Here is an 18313-nt window from a genome sequence, read left to right on the forward strand (position 1 = left end):
TGTGCGTTTGACGAGGAGGTGAATAATATAGAAAGTGCTTTCCTTTTGTGAAGGAAAGCACCATAATATTATGAGGACTGTTGGCCAAGATATGTGGCCATTAAAATAAATACCGCAGCGGTCCAACTGACTCCCGGTGCTTGCAAGCCTTCACCTGTCAGTGCATTGTTGTTTTCATTGAAAACCGGATTTTCCTTATAGCACCTGCAGTAGCGTTCTGCGATCTCTTTGGCCAGCTCAAATTCTTTGGCATCTATAAGCCCGGTAAAAATCTGGTAGTTTGGTGGTGCCCAAATTGGCCCTCGCCAATACCCATCTACTTCATAGTAGGGGCTATTTACGGACTCGGAAGCTAACCCATAATCGGAGAGATAATCCCCTCCGGGCTGTAAATCCTTAATTAAGGCTTTGCGGATTTTCTTGGGGATCTTTTTGCCAAGAATCAATGGAATGTAGTTGAGCAACGACTGGGTCTCTTTCACCTGTCCGGTTTTTGCATGGAAATTCACGAAGTGATCATCTTTTACAAAAGTGGTAAGCAGCAGGTCAAGTTGTTTTTCCTTTTTAGCTTTCCATTGAACGGCATCCTGCGGCCTCCCCAGTTTATTGGCGATCAATTCTAAAATTTCAAGTTGCTGGACTAAATAGGCAGAAAGATCGGCAGCCTCCAAAGGTGTGGCATCAATAAATGCAGTGGAATTATCCCAGCCACTGTCATTGCCATGTTGGTATTGGCACCTTCCATTTTTGTTGTCATCTCTGAAATTAAACCAAAAATCTGTTAATCGACCCAAAGGTTCGTAAAGCTTTTTGAGATGTTCGGCGTTGGCATCCCAACCAAATTTTTCGAGGAACAACTTAATGGTCCAACCCTGAATTGGAGGCTTAATACAATAGTTGTTGACATTCAAATCTGAGACACTATCAGGGATGCTTCCGTTAGGAAGCTGATTGTCGAAAAATACATGAAGTTGCCCATAGGCGAGGTCCAAGTCTGCAGATGCCACAGCAAGGGCATGAAAGCAATTATCCCATCCGTAAGTTTTGGTCAGCCAACTGTTTTTTGAACATAAAATAGTCCGATGGGTATAGTGGCCAGCGGGGGCTACCTGAAAGGCATATAATAAGTACCAAGCTGTTTTTGTAGCGGGGATCAGATCTTCCCTGACTTGAGGCATTTTTGACATCCAATCCATGATCAATGCTTTATTGTCAGCAATGACTTTTTTTCTGTCAGGAATTTTTTCTTCCCATTTCGTCTGGTATTTGTTTTCCCGGAAGCCAAAGCCTACGCCACCATGCTCAGCAATGAATGATAGGTATTTGATCGTTACATCTGCATTGCGTTTTGGACCGTCGTAGGCCACTTCGTATTTGGTATTTGAGTCCGTTTTTATCGCATGGAACATTCTACCGGGATTTGGACTTAATTCCAAATGCTTTCCTTCCTCCAGCGGATTGATCCATAAATAGGGCTGTAGCGGAATGAGTCGAATTTCAAGCGCGGCATCCGTTCCCAAATACATGGTAAAATCATCAATATAAGACACCGAAACTTTGCCTGCATCAGTCAATAAATTCAGTGCCCACGGCTGATAGTCAATTTCGTATTTTAGTGGGGTGCCATTTTTATAAATCGCAATTTCATAATAATCTCCTGCCCAGTGTTTGTTCCAGGCGAAGGGAATGGCCTCATATCTGAGGGACTTAATCATTAATCTTTTTTGTGGATTATTGTCCTTAAAATTGACGCATAAAAAAGCCCCAGACCTGCTGAACATAAATCGGGCTAAATCCAAGTTCGGGAATAAATTACTCGCCATTGGCGGAATTTTCACAGAATCAAAAGGCGCTGGCTTGCTGTTTCCTGATGCGCTTAAAACGGGACTCAATCCCAGCGCCGCGGAAAACATACCAGAAAGTTTCAAAAATTCTTTCCTATTCATAGTGGTCGAAAAAATCATTAATAATGACTACAAATTTGCACATTCATTCGCACCCTTTTGGGGATTTATCATCACAAAATGGCGATACATCATCCATATACAGGCCGCAAAAGCGGGTAGGGCAACGCTCATTCAAAATCGCTACCCCCTTTCCCTGTAACCAGAAAAAATTGAAACAGCACTTGGGTGAGGCAATTTTTAAGGTAATTACCAACACCGGTTGGAGAAAAACCACAGCTACGATCAACCATAGAAATGTTTATTTCAGTGGTTCAAATATCGAGGAGCTTTGGAGTGTGCTTAAGCTTCAAATGATCAATGCGAATTTTAAGTTTTTAATCGCGCTCATAGTAGATTTTACACTGCCATTATGGGAATGAATATACAAAGTATTGTGCTGTAACCCTTACAGACAAAACGATAATTTCTTCAAAGAATAAAGAGGTTCATGAAGTTCGGTTGAGCAAGGAAAGCTAAAAATGATGTACCTTAAAAGCACCTCATTTTGCCGTCAAAAAATTACTGATGCTCATTGAGTGTTCAATAATCATCCATCTAATCTCATTATCCTGTGGGCAATAAAAACACCAAGTGGTTAATACGGGATGCGCTACTTTAGCTTGATGAAGATGACCATTGTTAGAAAGGTCATGAAAACCAGCCTAACATTTCTTTATCGAAGGCCTCTCAAGCTTGAATCTGATTTCGAATTCGGGATTTAATTTTGGTCAATGCCGAGGCAATGAAAGTATTTTTCAACGGGGAAAGCTTCAGTATTTTGGTCATTTGTTCAAAGCCAGTTGAGTATCCAGAATTATAGTGGGAGGGCAGGGGTTTAGCTTTTACAATGCATACTGAAAAATTTGGGTAATGAATCGTTGAATTTTATCATAGCCTGTCGGAAATATACCATCAGCCCAATCAAAAACATGATTTCTACCGCGAGAGCGATGTTGCATGCAACGTCCGTGCCGATAGGTATAAAAATATTCGACAGCCCAATTTTATCATTAGTGGACCGCTTTCTGGCTTGTAGATTACAGATACAGCAGCAACTGTTATTATTGTTCCCAGAACCTCTTCAATAAAAAAATGAACTGATAGATCCATCCCATCAGATACATTCCTATTCGGCACTATATGAAAAAATAGGATTCAAACATATTATAGACCACGAGGCAACTTTCTGTCCGTTCAAAAAATTGAATAGCCCTCGATTTTACTTCAGAGGGGTTCTTGATTGGAAAAGTACAATTAGAAAAGACAAGAAGTTGTTTCCATGTCTATATTAGTACTGGTTTTATTTTTGATGATTTACATAGGTGGGATATACTAAAATTAATATACAATTAAATGCATATTATAGTGATGGTTTTTGGCGATGTTAATATCCCAAAGTGGCGTGTGAATTAGCAGGTGTTTTGAATGTAACCCATGTTTTTTAGCGTGTAATTAAGATTTTTTGCAGAATAGTTAAATCAATTAAAATCAATGACTTATGAATAAATGTAATTCATTTTTATGTTGTAATTTTCAGTAAAATTGATTTTTGATCAAAAATTTTCTTTAGGATTAAAGGATGGTATTCCTCTATCTTTGTAGAAGCAGCTGCACATCTTTTTACACTAAATTTAAGTCATGGAAAATTTTTTCTATCCAATGGCGAGGCATCAACGAAAGACATTTTTTCTTCTTTCTATATGTTGGATGTTATCCAATTATGCACTCGCTCAAAGCTTGCCTATTTCAGGTAAAATAGTTGCACCCGATGGTGAGGAAATTCTCGGGGTTAATATCATTGAAAAGGGGACTTCCAATGGAACCATCACCGATATAAATGGTGAGTTCAGTATGCAAGTTCAAAGCGATGAGAGTACTATTCTAATTTCATTCGTGGGCTATAAGAGTCAAGAATTTCAGGTCAGGAATCAGCGTACCTTTGATGTTGTACTTCAGGAAGATGTTGAAACCTTGGAGGAACTGGTGGTCGTGGGCTATGGTGTTCAGAAGAAAAGTGTCGTTACGGGCGCAATTGCTTCGATCAAGTCCGAGGAAATCGCACAGACTCCCGTAGCGACAGTTGATCAAGCCCTTCAGGGACGCACCGCTGGTGTGAATGTAACCACCAACTCAGGGGCTCCGGGCGGAGCGATATCTGTAAAGATCCGTGGAATTGGTAGTAATGGCGATTCTCAGCCCCTATATATTGTTGATGGAATGCAGGTGGGGAGTCTTGATTTTCTCAACCCCAATGATATCGCCTCTATGGAGGTGTTGAAAGATGCGGCCTCCGCTGCAATTTACGGTTCGCGGGCGGCAAATGGTGTTGTTTTGGTGACCACCAAAAAGGGATCTTCAGGGAAGCTACAGGTTTCTTACGATGGCTATATTGGCGTTCAGAGCCCATGGAAAAAGGTATCAACCTTAAATGCACGTGAGTATATGACTATGCACAATGAGGCGGGTTATAATGATGGTGCCACTTCGCCTATTTTCCATCCTTCAAGTTTTGGAGATTATGCGGACACCAACTGGCAGGATGAAGTTTTCCGTAATGCCGCACCAATTTCAAACCATGCAGTAAGTTTGAGTGGCGGAAATGAAGTGTCTACTTTTGCCATTTCTCTTGGATATTTTGGTCAGCAGGGAATTGTGGGTAATGCTGATAAGTCGAATTTCGACAGGATTACCTTCCGATTGAATTCCGAACACAAATTAAGCAGTAGGGTTACTTTTGGGCAGAATTTAACCATTGCCGCAAAATCATCATCGGGAATTTCTGAACAGAGTGATTTTGGGGGAATTCTCAATGCGACTTTTTTGCATGACCCTATCACGGCGTCCTTGATTACCAATCCTGAAACCAGCGCAATTTATGATGGTTTGCCTTATAATCCGGTAAAAAATAGCAACGGTCAATACTATGGGATTTCCAATCAGAACCTTCGGGAGATTGGTAACCCGATGGCAATGCTTGAAAATACCTACAATGCCCATAATGATCGAAATATTATTGGTAACGCCTACCTGACGGTGGATTTATTACCTGGACTGAAGTTCAAAACTGATATGGGACTTGACCTCTACAACTCTTTTGGTCGGGGATATCAGCCAATGCAGTATTTGAATGTGGATAATATGAGCAGAAACAGTTCTGCCTGGCAGGAGATGAATGATAATGTCGGCTTTCAGTGGGAGAATGTCATTAGCTATAATAAGAGTGTAAATGGGCACGATTTCTCCGGTATTGTCGGAAATACAATTCAGGAATATACCGGAAAGGGGACTTGGGGTTCCCGGAACGATATCAACCCTAATGGCTGGTACTATGGCTGGCTGGAAAATGGTGCCAATGATGACACCCAGAAATCCAATGGCTGGTTCTGGAGAAACCGATTGGCGTCTTTCTTCGGTCGTGCCAACTACTCTTATAAGGATAAGTACATGTTGCAGGCGACCTTACGACATGATGGTTCTTCGCGCTTTGGAAATAATAACAAGTTTGGTACTTTTCCTTCGGTTTCAGGGGGTTGGACGGTCTCCAATGAGGACTTTTTCTCGAATATAAAGGCCATTAACTTATTTAAAATCAGGGCGTCGTGGGGACAAGTAGGAAATCAGAATATCGGTGATTTTGGGTACTTGTCATTGGCAAATCGTGCTTATGGATATACGGTCAATGATAACATCATTAATGGTATTGCCATCAATAGAATGTCTAATCCAGATTTGAAATGGGAAACCTCTGAGCAGGCAAATATCGGATTGGATTTCGGTTTCCTTGAAGATCGTATTCAGATGACGGCGGAATATTATTCGAAAACCACCAGGGATTTATTGGGCGTAAAACCAATTCCTGATTATTTGGGCATGGAGAGCCCGCTGTTCAATATGGGAACGGTACAGAACCAGGGGGTGGAATTAAATATCACCTATGGTAAAAAGACAGGCGATTTCACCTATGATATTACGGGTAATGTATCCTACAATAAAAACCGAGTGCTCGAGGTTGCGAACCAAAATGGATACATTGATGGTGGAGCCCCTCACGTTCACACAGGAAATATGCGGATGGCCGAAGGGCATGCTTTGCCTTTCTTCTTCGGATACAAAACCGCAGGAATATTTCAGAATCAGGAACAGATTAACAATTATGTGAATGCGGAAGGGAAGCCGATTCAGCCAGAAGCCAAACCTGGTGATATCATTTTTGTCGATATTAACGGCGATGGGACCATCAGTGAAGAAGATAGAACAGACATTGGAAATCCTGTGCCAGACTGGAACTTTGGGCTGACCTTCAATGCTAATTATAAGAATTTTGATTTCAGTATTTTCTTTCAGGGAGCTGCCGGATTTGATATTGCCAATGTTATGCGCCGAGGTGACCTCGATATGCAAAACTACGGTGGTGCGGCCTTGGGCAGATGGACCGGCGAAGGCTCAACGAATTCCTACCCACGAATGACCCATCAAGACCCTAACCGAAATTATACCAGACTGAATGACATGGTTCACCTGGAAAGAGGGGATTACCTGCGTGTCAAAAATATTCAGGTAGGCTATACGCTACCGGAGGCTATTTCCTCAAAAGCTGGCCTTAGTCGGGCACGAATTTATGCCTCGGTACAAAATGCTTTTACGATCACGGGTTACAGTGGCTATGATCCCGAGTTGGCGAGCTTCGATATTTTTAATTATGGAATGGATCGTGGGGGATACCCACAGTCAAGAATTGTCATGATGGGTGTTAACCTTAATTTTTAATTGTTCTGACATGAAAATAAAGTCTATATTTTTCGCTTTAATAATGGGCGGTCTCCTGCTGACGGGATGTCAGAATTGGCTCGACTTTGACCCTACCAATGCACAGACAGAGGATACTTTTTACAAAAATCGTGCGGATGCTTATATGGCCCTTATCGCCATATACGAACCACTTCGGTCCGATTATGCACAATCCTATCATCCCTTAGCTATGGTTTCCGATCTTCTTTCGGATGATATGTATGCCGGTGGGGGATCAGGAAGTGATATGCTTACCTGGCAAAACCTTTCCCGATTCCAGGCACGTGCAGAGGAAGATACCCCTCGTGGTTTGTGGAAGAAAAATTATCGTGGAATTTCTCGTGCCAACATGTTATTATCTAAATATGAAGGCATTGAGTTCAACGAGTCGGAAGAAGCTGACCGCAATAATTTCCTCGGTGAAGCCACCTTTCTACGCGGCCATTACTACTATGAATTGCTTCGGTTTTTTGAAAATGTACCCTTAATCACCTCGCCAATTGCGGGGGAAGACTGGGTAGGAATGACGCAGGCAGAACCCAAGTTGGTGTATGCACAAGCGGCTCAGGATATGCTTGATGGTATTGAGCTGATGGCCGAAGGAAGTCCGGAGCGTGGCCGATTAAGTAAATATGCCGCAGAGGCAGAATTGGTAAAGATGTTCCTGTTTTATACTGGCTATTACAATGAATCTGAATTACCAACCGCAGATGGCGGAAGTATTTCCGGTGCGCAAGCCTTGGCTTATGCGGAGGATGTGATCAATAATTCAGGCGCCGCTTTGATGGATAACTTTGAAGATTTATTTAATCTGGAAGGTGATTTCTGCAAAGAAGTGTTGTTCGAAATTCCCTTTACAGATAATGGTGGTGGAGAGTGGGACGATGCCAAAATGGGCAATATGCAATGTCATATGTCGGGACCTCGTGGTTATAACAGCGACAAAATGCTGAAATCGGGCTGGGGCTTTGGTATTCCATCAAAAAACCTTGCACGTGCCTATTCCGCAGATGACCTTCGCCGCAAGGCAACAGTGGTAACGACTACCGAGCTGATGCAAGCAGAGGGCGGTGGTGCTTTTGATGCCAGCTTCACCAATACAGGTTATTTTGCTTTCAAATACACTACCCATGCCGACCGAGAGCCTATTTCCGGTTCGGTAGAGCTGAACTGGGCACAAAATTACCATTATATCAGGCTGGCAGATGTTTACCTTTTGGCTGCGGAACTATTCCTGGCACAGGGAAATGCCGGAAAAGCGCTGGAGTATGTGAATATTATTCGCCAAAGAGCAGGGATCGCTGCTTTGCCATCGGTAAGCCAGGAAGATATTCTTAATGAAAGAAGACTGGAGTTGGCACTGGAAGGGCATCGCTATTTCGACTTGCTTCGCCAGGGGCTCCCTTACGCCGAGGAAAAGATTTCGGTACATAACTATCAGATGGAAGTGTACCCTGATGAACCTGCCATGGGAGACATCGGTTTGGAGGCTAACTATTTGGTCAGCTTTGATATGTCCAAAAAAGGATTCTTGCCTATTCCTCGATATGAGATTGACCTGAACCCTGATTTCAATCAGAATGCGGGCTATTAATTTTTTTGACTTAAATGAACGGATCATGAATTTAAGATTTTTTTCCTATCTGGTATTATTGTTTGGCGCAATTGCTTGTTCGCCTCATCAACCATCAAAAGAGGACCTGGGAACTCCGCCAACTGCCGAGCAGGTCACTTATACCACGAATGCGGAATCTGAAAATATCTATCATTTTGAGAGTACGCACCCAGATGCTTTCATCAGTATCTGGAACCTTGGAAACGGGGTCAATATTCAGGGCAATACTGTTGAGGGAATCTATCCGCTAAAGGGAGATTATGAGGTGGCACTGACCATCGTTACCGCAAGCGGAGAGGCCACAACAACCTTTAAAATTGATGTAAACGAGGATGACTACTCCCTTCTTGATCGGGAAGATTATAACAACCTGACCGGTGGTATTGCCTATGAAGACGGGAAGCAGTGGATCATTGACCAATCTGTGGCTGGGCATCTTGGTTTGGGCCCTGCGGACGCTGACAGCCCTATTTGGTGGGGGATTTCTTTGGATGATGACCGAACAGGTTGCGGGCTCTATTCAGATGTTTACACCTTCAATATTTACGGCTTTGAGTACCATCACCATACCGATGGTCGGGTGTATGTCAATGCAGGTTTTTCAAGCGATTTTCCCGGCGCGGAGGATTTTTATCCTGAGGGTTCCACAGATCCTGCGGAGATGTTTGCCCCTTACGATAGTTATGATGGTGGCTGGCGCATAGAAGACCGACCAGATGGAAAATATCTCATCGTAAATGGTGCGGGTGATAAGGCCTGGATTGGATTTTATGTTCGTGCCAATCAGGAATATAAAGTGCATAGCCTGACAGATGACCGGATGGAAATTTCTTCGATTGCCGCTGATGGTAATCGTTGGTTTCATATCCTCCGGCCATTGGAAGGGACAGATCAATAATGTGATTTTTTATTAAAAAATAGGGGGCCGTCCCTTGGGCAGCCCCTCCCTCCTTTCTGAAGGAAATAACCATATATTTTTAGAATAACCTCCCTAAAGTACCATGAGGGTATTCACACAAACTGCAGGGTGGCCTGCCATTAGGCCCCCTTTTTTTTGAGTAACACACGACTAAGCATTAAAAAATATGAACAGGTTTCAACAGGTTTTGATTTTACTCTGTGGGATTGCTGCGTTTTCTTGTCAGCCATCTTCAGAAAATATTCAAATAAAAAAAGCAGGGGTAGGCATCCCGTCAGATCAATCAATAGAGAAAAAAATTGCGCAACAGCTTGAGCGGTTAACATTGGCTGAAAAAGTTGGGCAAATGACGCAAATAACCCTCGATGTGATTACACAAGGGGCAGATGAGTTTGTGTCTGATGAACCTTTGGCACTGGATGAAAAATTGGTGCTCGAAGCGATACAAAAGTATAAAGTAGGATCGGTATTAAATACTGCAAATAATCGCGCACGAACGCCTAAAAAATGGAACAGTGTGATTGAGCATTTGCAACGTGTTTCTATGGAGGAAATTGGTATTCCTCTGATTTACGGTGTGGATGCAATTCATGGGACCACCTATACCGCTGGCGCTACTTTCTTCCCTCAACAAATTGGGCTTGGGGCGACATGGAACCCTGAAATCGTTAGACAAGGGGCCGAAGTTTGTGCCTATGAAACGCGTGCAAGTGGAATTCCTTGGAACTTTTCTCCGGTGCTGGATATGGGCCGCGATGCTCGATGGGCACGTATGTGGGAAACCTTTGGAGAGGATGTTTACCTGAATACGCAGTTAGGCCTGGAGGTTATTAAAGGATATCAGGGGGAGGATAATGATATTTCCAAACACGGCAGAGTGGCAGCCTGTCTAAAGCATTTTTTGGGGTATTCCTCACTTTCAGGAAAGGACCGTACTCCTGCGCTTATTCCTGAGCGCGAACTGCGGGAAATCTATTTACCAACTTTTCAGGCGGCGGTAGATCAGGGCGCTTACACTGTCATGATTAACTCTGGACTCATCAACGGTATTCCCGTTCATGCCAACTATCAATTATTGACCGAGCTGCTTAAAAAGGAAATGGGTTTTGACGGTTTGGTGGTGACTGATTGGGCTGATATTGAAAACATTCATATTCGCGATAAAGTGGCTGCCACTCAAAAGGAAGCGGTAAAAATGGCGATTAATGCGGGTATTGATATGGCCATGGTACCTTATAATTATAACTTCACCACCAACCTTATTGAGCTGGTGACAGAAGGCGAGGTGCCGATGCAACGAATAGATGATGCAGTGAGCAGAATTTTAAGGGTGAAATATGCCATGGGTCTTTTTGAAAAACCAATGGATAAGCAAGAGGAATACCCTGAGTTTGCAAGTGAAAAATTTGAGCAATCTGCACTTGAAGCGGCGCGCGAGTCCATCACTTTATTGAAAAATAATGAGCAGGTTTTGCCACTGAAGAAAGGCACCAAAGTATTTGTTACCGGTCCTAATGCCCACAGCATGAGAACACTTAACGGTGGTTGGACCTACTCCTGGCAAGGAGAAAAGGTAGATGAATTTGCCGGGAAATATCAGTCGATCTTAACGGCCATTCAAGCGGTTAACGGTACAGGTAATGTGAGCTATCAGCCAACGGTGGAATACCCTGCTGAGGGCACCTACGATGTGGATCACCTTCGGGACTTAAACAAGGCAAAGCGTATGGCAAAAGCTGCTGATGTTATTGTTTTGTGTCTCGGAGAAAATACTTACACCGAAAAACCGGGTGATCTTCATGATTTGAACATTTCTGAAAACCAACAGCTACTGGCCAAAGAAATGGCGAAGCTGGGTAAGCCGATTGTGTTGGTGCTTAATGAAGGGCGACCTCGTTTGATTAGTACATTTGAGACACAAATGGACGCAGTGCTGCAAACTTATTTACCGGGGAATTTCGGTGGACAAGCCTTGGCGGAAATTCTTTTTGGTGAGGTAAATCCAAGTGGAAAACTACCTTATACTTACCCGAAATATGCTAACAGTTTGCTGACTTACGACCACAAATATGCTGAAAATCAGGAGAAGATGGAGGGAATGTATGATTATGAATCTCTGATGGAGGTTCAATATCCTTTCGGTCATGGGCTAAGTTATGCTGATTTTGAGTACCGTGATCTAACGCTCAGTAAAACGACTTTCACCGCAGAGGAAACCATTGAGGTCAGTGTTAAAGTCAAAAATAACAGTGCAATAGCAGGTAAGGAGGTCGTTCAGCTGTATATCAGTGACCACTATGCTTCGCTTGCCCCATCAGTGAAAAAGCTTAAAAGATTTGAGAAAATACACCTCGCTGCTCAGGAAGAAAGAACGATTCGTTTTACGCTGCAAGGTCGTGATCTCGCTTTTGTAGGCTTCAATAATGAATGGATCAGTGAGAAAGGGGATTTCAGTATAATGGTTGACCAATTGAAGCAAGATTTCTATCTTTCAGAAACCAAAACCTACAATCAGGTGCAAAGCCTCGCATTGTAAATTTTGGACTGGTTTTTATTTCGCTTGGGGAGGGGCATAAATTGAAATGCCCACCCCTGAGTATTTAATTTTTTAGCATGAAAAGCATCAATTTATTTCGTATTTCCTGTTTGTTGTGGGCACTGTTTATGGGTACTCACCTGAACGCACAACACTTTTTCTCAGCAGATGGTCAACAAATCATTGATTCCAATGGCGATCCTATTTTGTTGAAAGGCACCAATCTGGGCAACTGGCTGGTGCCGGAAGGGTATATGTTCAAAACCAATAAAGTCAACGCCCCCGCAGGTATATATCAGTTATTTGCCCAAATGACCGGGCCGGAATTTACCGACGATTTCTTTGCCACCCACATGGATAACTATGTGACCGAGCAGGATATCGCCTATTTGAAAAGCACGGGCGTGAATCACCTGCGCCTGCCATTTCATTATAAAATGCTCACCAATGAGGATTATCTCGGGGTTGATTATCACGGCTTTCATTATTTTGATCAGTTAATTGCCTGGGCAAAAAAATACAATTTACCTGTTATCCTTGACATGCACTGTGCGCCCGGTGGCCAAACAGGTGATAATATTGATGACAGCTATGGCTATCCCTATTTGTTTACAAGCCCAAAGGCACAACATACCTTTTTGAAGGTTTGGGAGAAAATTGCCGATAAGTATAAAGATGAGCCTATGGTATTGGGTTACTGCCTGATCAACGAGCCCATTGCTCATTATTTTGAGGAAGACCGCGAAATGCTTAACGCAGCATTGGAGCCCCTTTATAAAAAGGCCGTTGCTGCCATTCGTAAGATTGATAAAAACCACCTTATTTTCCTTTCGGGGGCGCAATGGAATGGCAACTTTGATATTTTCACCGAGCCATTTGATGATCTCCTTGTCTATGAGTTTCATAAATACTGGTTTGAAGTTTCTCAAGCAGAAATTCAAACTTACCTGGATTTCAGAGATAAGCACAATGTGCCAATATATGTTGGGGAAACCGGAGAAAATACCGACGAGTGGTGTCAGGAATTTCGGGAGTTGCTGGAACAGCAGCAGGTGAATTGGTGCTATTGGCCCTACAAAAAAATGGACAACACTAAGGGTTTTATGAATTTTGAAGTGCCGGAGGATTATCAGCTGATTATCGATTATTCTGAATCCGACCGTTCCACCTTTGAAAAAATCAGAGAAAACAGACCCGATCAGGAAAAAGTCAAGCAAGCGCTCCGTGATTTCCTCGATCAGTGCCTGTATAATAATTGTTTTGAAAATACCGGATATGTAAAGGCCCTGGGGCTTGAATCCATCCATCAATAATTACACGACCATGAATACATTAATGAGAAAAATTGGGGCAATTGTATGCTTCCTGATTCTTTCGGTGCCGGCCTTTGCGCAGGAGGCCTTAATTCAAAATACCTATAATAGAGAAAGCCTTTCGCTGAATGGTGATTGGAGTTACATTATCGATCCTTACGAGAATGGGTATTATGATTATCGCCGTGAGCCATTTGATAATTATTTCAATCCGGCCAACCCGGGATCTGGAGCCTATTTTGCCAACGTAAAGCCTGCGCATAAAACCGACCGTGTGGAGTACGATTTTACCAATGCCGATAAAATCAAAGTGCCCGGAAGCTGGTCAGTGGAAAAAGAACAAATGCATTGGTATGAAGGTACAGTTTGGTATGAAAAAGATTTTTTGTTTGAGCCAAAAGCAGGACATAAAAGTATTTTATATTTCGGGGCGGTTAATTACGAGGCACACGTTTATGTCAATGGGATCAAGGTAGGTCATCACATCGGTGGCTTTACGCCCTTCAATTTTGAGGTTACCAAGCACCTCAAAAAGGGAAACAATTTTGTGGTGGTGAAAGTGGACAATACCCGAAAGAAAGATGCTGTTCCAACCATTAATACCGACTGGTGGAACCACGGAGGGATTACCCGTGAGGTGAAAATTCTACAAGTTCCGGAGCTCTATGTTGCCGATTACACTGTACAGCTGAGTAAGGAACAAGCCAATGTTATTGAAGGAACAGTGGCCCTTTCGGAGCAGAAGGCTGGAGAGTTGGTAACACTGAATATTCCTGAATTGAAAATAAAAAAGACCCTGACTACCGATGCAGAGGGGAAAGCGTCTTTTGCGATTAAGGCGAAAAAATTGACGAAGTGGCATGTGGACAAGCCCTATCTTTATGACGTTCAATGGGCTGCCGGACAAGATGTTGTCAATGACCGGGTAGGCTTTAGAACGATTGAAGTAAGCGGAAGTGACATTTTGCTGAATGGGGAAAAAGTTTACCTGCGAGGGATTTGTATGCATGAGGAAAACCCTATTGAAGGGCGCAGAAATTATAGCCTTGAGGACGCGAGAATGATGTTCCAATGGGCAAAAGAACTCAATACTAATTTCGTAAGACTTGCCCACTACCCCCATAATGAACATATGCCAAGGCTGGCAGATGAACTGGGTATTTTGCTTTGGGAAGAAATCCCTGTTTACTGGACGATCGACTGGACCAATACGCAGACACTCGCCAACGCCAAAGGGCAACTTTCGGAAATGGTACAACGCGATAAAAACAGAGCATCGGTGATTATCTGGAGTATGGCCAATGAAACACCCGTGTCTGAGGAGAGAAATCAATTCCTTAAAGCTTTGGTGACCACGACTCGCGAGCTGGATAATTCCCGCCTGATTTCCGCTGCAATGGAAGTACATGGTGAAGAAGATGGCACCAAAATGATCAGCGATCCTTTTGGCGAATATGTGGACATCATGAGTTTCAATCAATATCATGGATGGTATGGTGGTGACATCAAGGATTTCCCAAACCTGAAATGGGCTGTGAAATACAATAAACCCGTGATTGTAAGTGAGTGGGGCGCAGGGGCAAAATATGGCTACCGTGCCGACGATCAAACGATTTGGTCGGAAGACTATCAGGCTTATTTCTATGAACAGACATTGGCGGGGATCGAAAATATCCCCAATCTTGCAGGATTTACCCCATGGATTTTAGCAGACTTCCGTTCGCCTCGTCGTCCGCTGGCAAATATTCAGGACATGTGGAACCGAAAAGGATTGATCTCTGATGGAGGCTTTAAAAAACAGGCGTTTTTCGTGCTGAAGAAATACTACGATAAAAAAGAAGCAGGAACTAACCTGTAACTTTCTTTGAACCCACAATTTGATCTACTTTTTGACGGCATTTTTCAAGCAAAAGGTGGCGGAGCAGTTACTCGATGCTCCGTCACCTTTTTTTTGTTATCAGTTATGAAGCAGCGATTTTTATACCTTTTATTTTTTCTTTTTAATTGCACATTTCAGGTCATGGCAGCGCCGGACAATAATTTTCTGGTGTTAATGACCTCCGTTCGCTACCTGATAGATTCAACGCAGCAATTGAATAAAGAAGAGGTTTTAAAGGCTTCCTCTCAATCGAATTTCAAGCCCTTTGCTACTGATTTTCAACAGATTGATCGTTCTTCGGCAAACTATTGGCTGATGATTCCTATCCCGCATCAACAATTTCAGGAAGAAGGCTATATGCTTGAATTTATAGATTGTCATATTGATGAGATTGAGGGATGGCTGATCAGTGAAGGGGATACGCTGACCTACCCAATCGCGGGGCATAAGCATCCCTTCAATCAGCGGAAAGTGAAGCATAAGAATTTCATTTATGATATTCCCTACACTTTTACTGAACAGTCGGAACCCTTTTTTTTGTTCCGAATACAATCGGCGAACCGGCCGGTACTGATCTGCAAATACCGCTCGTTGGATTACAATTTTTACTACGCCAACTTGGAGTATGCGGCACTGTCCTTTTTTTATGGTGCACTGGCCATCCTGCTGTTGTTCAATCTGCTGTCTTTTTTATTAAATAAAGAAAAAAAATACCTGTCGCTGGCCTATTATCTGGCCATGTGTATGCTTGTCGCTACCATTGAAGATGGTCTTGGCTTTCAATATTTATGGCCTGCCGTACCGGCAATGAACACTTTTCTTGAACAATGGGCCTTGGCCATTTATTTGTTTTTTCTGTTGAGCTATTTGGTGCAGCTTCTGGGGCTTCACGATGTTTTTCAGCCGTGGAAAAGAGGATTGTTCGGTGCCTATTTGGTATTGACAGTCCTGATTTCCGCAAATATTCCCCACATTCAGCCCGTGACCGGCTGGCTGTATATTTTGCCGGTGGCAGTGATTTCTGCTTTTTGTTGCTGGAAGGCAAAAACAAAAGACGTCGTTGTGATTTTAATGGCTTTGGGATGCTGTATCTCCCTTTTTGGCATTTTGCCTAAGGTAAATTTGCTGCGCGATGAGGCCGTAATTGTGGTGTATTATTTCAATTTTGCCGTCTTTCTTCAGGGAATGATCTTTACTTTTGCGATGGTGTATGAACACCGCCGGGTGAAACACGAGAAGGAGCGTTCTCAGTTAGAATTTATTGAAGGGTTAAAGGCACAGAACGAGATTATTGAACATAATGTACAGGTTCGTACCGCCGAAATTCAGCAACAGCATTTTATCATCAGTCATAAAAATGAGGAACTCCTTCAGGCTTATCGGGAAATCAGCCATAAGACGGAAGCCCTCGAGGCGCTGAACAAGCATTTAAGCCTTAACAATAACTCGCTTAAAAAGAATATAAAACTGCTGACCAATGCGCACCTTCAGCAACAAGTGATTTCATTTACCGATTTTAAAACCTATTTTCCAACCACATCGGATTGTATTCAGTTTCTTGCAGAAAAAAAATGGACAGGGGATTATCAGTGCAAGAAGTGTGGCCACACACAGTTTCATCAGGGGCAAAAGTTATTGTCGCACCGTTGCAGTAAATGTGGTTATGATGAAGCGCCAACTGCCGACACCATTTTCCATCGTTTACATTTTTCGGTACTGAAAGGCTTCTACCTGGTTTTTCATTTACATCATATTTCCGGAAAGCCCAATATTTCTCAATTGGCAAAATCATTGGATTTATCGGTAAATACCTGTTGGCGTTTTACCAACAAAGTGTTGGAGCGTAAGCAGCAAATTGAAGCCAACGACAGCTGGGAAAAGATCATTTTCGACCGGCAGGAGAATTTGGCGGAATGGGTGCTTAGCGCCAATTAAGCTGCTGCTTTCCTGTGGTGTCGATCAATAAAATGTTATCAACCACTTTTTTTCCCACTTCAGGAAGTGTATTTTTATAAGGTTTGTAAATCGTGTTTCCATAATTATAAAGAGGGCATTGGACGGTGCCTGAGATGCTTGGAAGATATTTGCAGCAAAAGGACTGACTTTTAACTGCGCACTTTATGAGCAAGGGGAAGCATCAGTAGGCCTTTTTTTTGTTTTGTCACTACCTAATGATATATCACCTATGCGAGGATTGTTTGTTATTTTCATCAGCCTGTTTTTTATACAATGTAAATCGGTACCTGTTGCAAAGTATGATTTGCGATGGGCAGATGAATTTAATGTGGATGGTTTGCCGGATGAAGAAAAGTGGAGCTATGAAAAGGGTTTCGTAAGAAATAAGGAGTTGCAGTATTATACAGTCAAAGATTCTTCCACCGCTTGGGTAAAAGATGGCATGCTGCGCATTAAGCTGCACAAGAGCGCAGACGGGCAGGTGAAGTCGGCGAGCTTGCACACTTTGGGAAAGTTTGAATTTACACACGGTAAAGTTGAAATTCGAGCGAAACTGCCTCAGGGACTTGGTGTTTGGCCGGCATTCTGGACACTTGGGACTAATATAGGTGAAGTAGGGTGGCCTACCTGCGGGGAGATCGACGTGATGGAGTACGTTGGTCATGATTCCAACCGTATTCATAGCGCTATTCATACCCAAAAATACAACCATGCTCAAAATACGAGTTTTAAGAAAAGTAAGAAATTAGCCCACCTTCATGATGATTTCCATATATATTCTATGGAGTGGAAAGCCGACCAAATCAGCTTTTTTGTGGATGGTAACAAGTTTTTCAGTTGCGATAAAAAGCGCGAAGACGATATCGCTGCCTGGCCATTTGTTGACGCCCCGCAATACATGATCGTAAATCTGGCCTATGGCGGTACCTGGGGCGGACAGCAAGGAGTGAATGATGCCATTCTTCCGCAGGAATACGTGATAGATTATATCCGGTATTACGAATTGATTTAAGCTTTTATTTAGGATATTTCCTTGTGTTTCAATGATAGTATATAGCATTTCCCATTTTTTTGGAAGGCGCTGAGCCGCTTATTGCCAAAAATTTAATTGCTGGGATTCTATGGCCGAATATTAGCATTGTTAAACCTTGGTTGCGGAGGAGGAGCAGCTTCGCACCAACACTGATAAACATGAAGTTGCATTTAAATACGGCTGATTCACGTACTTTTATTGTTTATTGAAGTTGATTTTTTAGTCTTTTTTAAGATTTATCCTTTGATAACATATTTATTTAAAAAAATCTCAGATTTATATTTTTTGCTATTCTTTTTTGTTCAATAATGAACATCTATTTTTCTAT

The 18313-nt window shown here is 42.7% G+C and carries 10 protein-coding genes; 9 read left to right on the forward strand and 1 reads right to left on the reverse strand.

All coding sequences use genetic code 11. The features are described 5' to 3' along the window. Positions 1-68: 68 nt before the first annotated feature. Positions 69-1715, reverse strand: a complete 1647-nt coding sequence (locus tag AABK40_RS17450) for an amylo-alpha-1,6-glucosidase (RefSeq protein WP_338398769.1) — start codon at positions 1713-1715, stop codon at positions 69-71. A 31-nt stretch (positions 1716-1746) separates the two neighbouring features. Here AABK40_RS17450 and AABK40_RS17455 point away from each other — a divergent pair, with 31 nt between their 5' ends. The 9 genes from AABK40_RS17455 (at position 1747) to AABK40_RS17495 (ending at position 17964) form a co-directional block, all read left to right on the forward strand. Beyond that, positions 1747-2106, forward strand: coding sequence for a hypothetical protein (locus tag AABK40_RS17455; RefSeq protein ID WP_338398770.1), 360 nt, complete (start codon positions 1747-1749; stop codon positions 2104-2106). 1478 nt (positions 2107-3584) lie between these two features. Beyond that, positions 3585-6713 carry a SusC/RagA family TonB-linked outer membrane protein gene (locus tag AABK40_RS17460; protein ID WP_338398771.1) on the forward strand — a complete coding sequence of 1043 codons (3129 nt, stop codon included), beginning with the start codon at positions 3585-3587 and terminating at the stop codon, positions 6711-6713. Between the two features lie 43 nt (positions 6714-6756). Next, the gene (locus tag AABK40_RS17465; RefSeq protein ID WP_332922283.1) at positions 6757-8328 is read left to right on the forward strand and encodes a RagB/SusD family nutrient uptake outer membrane protein; all 1572 of its coding nucleotides are present in this window, start codon (positions 6757-6759) and stop codon (positions 8326-8328) included. A 25-nt stretch (positions 8329-8353) separates the two neighbouring features. Further along, entirely contained in the window at positions 8354-9247 is an 894-nt protein-coding gene (locus AABK40_RS17470) for a hypothetical protein (RefSeq protein WP_338398772.1), read from the forward strand. A gap of 187 nt (positions 9248-9434) precedes the next feature. Then, entirely contained in the window at positions 9435-11804 is a 2370-nt protein-coding gene (locus AABK40_RS17475; protein ID WP_338398773.1) for a glycoside hydrolase family 3 N-terminal domain-containing protein, read from the forward strand. 77 nt (positions 11805-11881) lie between these two features. Then, positions 11882-13117 (forward strand): glycoside hydrolase family 5 protein, encoded by a 1236-nt coding sequence (locus AABK40_RS17480; RefSeq protein WP_338398774.1) that lies wholly within the window; start codon positions 11882-11884, stop codon positions 13115-13117. Between the two features lie 10 nt (positions 13118-13127). Beyond that, positions 13128-14975, forward strand: coding sequence for a glycoside hydrolase family 2 TIM barrel-domain containing protein (locus tag AABK40_RS17485; protein ID WP_332922279.1), 1848 nt, complete (start codon positions 13128-13130; stop codon positions 14973-14975). 162 nt (positions 14976-15137) lie between these two features. Continuing rightward, positions 15138-16931: a 7TMR-DISM family protein gene (locus AABK40_RS17490; protein WP_338398775.1), complete on the forward strand. Its 1794-nt coding sequence runs from the start codon at positions 15138-15140 to the stop codon at positions 16929-16931. Positions 16932-17181: 250 nt separating this feature from the next. Then, positions 17182-17964 (forward strand): glycoside hydrolase family 16 protein, encoded by a 783-nt coding sequence (locus AABK40_RS17495; protein ID WP_338398776.1) that lies wholly within the window; start codon positions 17182-17184, stop codon positions 17962-17964. Positions 17965-18313: the final 349 nt, after the last annotated feature.

The sequence above is a fragment of the Persicobacter psychrovividus genome, from assembly GCF_036492425.1.
In the GTDB taxonomy this organism is placed as follows: Bacteria; Bacteroidota; Bacteroidia; order Cytophagales; family Cyclobacteriaceae; genus Persicobacter; species Persicobacter psychrovividus.

What these genes read in the sequence shown, in the direction of transcription:
- AABK40_RS17495 (WP_338398776.1), top strand. Translation starts at nt 17,182, where the DNA reads ATGCGAGGATTGTTTGTTATTTTCATCAGCCTGTTTTTTATACAATGT.
- AABK40_RS17485 (WP_332922279.1), top strand. Translation starts at nt 13,128, where the DNA reads ATGAATACATTAATGAGAAAAATTGGGGCAATTGTATGCTTCCTGATT.
- AABK40_RS17470 (WP_338398772.1), top strand. Translation starts at nt 8,354, where the DNA reads ATGAATTTAAGATTTTTTTCCTATCTGGTATTATTGTTTGGCGCAATT.
- AABK40_RS17490 (WP_338398775.1), top strand. Translation starts at nt 15,138, where the DNA reads ATGGCAGCGCCGGACAATAATTTTCTGGTGTTAATGACCTCCGTTCGC.
- AABK40_RS17475 (WP_338398773.1), top strand. Translation starts at nt 9,435, where the DNA reads ATGAACAGGTTTCAACAGGTTTTGATTTTACTCTGTGGGATTGCTGCG.
- AABK40_RS17450 (WP_338398769.1), bottom strand. Translation starts at nt 1,715, where the DNA reads ATGATTAAGTCCCTCAGATATGAGGCCATTCCCTTCGCCTGGAACAAA.
- AABK40_RS17465 (WP_332922283.1), top strand. Translation starts at nt 6,757, where the DNA reads ATGGGCGGTCTCCTGCTGACGGGATGTCAGAATTGGCTCGACTTTGAC.
- AABK40_RS17460 (WP_338398771.1), top strand. Translation starts at nt 3,585, where the DNA reads ATGGAAAATTTTTTCTATCCAATGGCGAGGCATCAACGAAAGACATTT.
- AABK40_RS17480 (WP_338398774.1), top strand. Translation starts at nt 11,882, where the DNA reads ATGAAAAGCATCAATTTATTTCGTATTTCCTGTTTGTTGTGGGCACTG.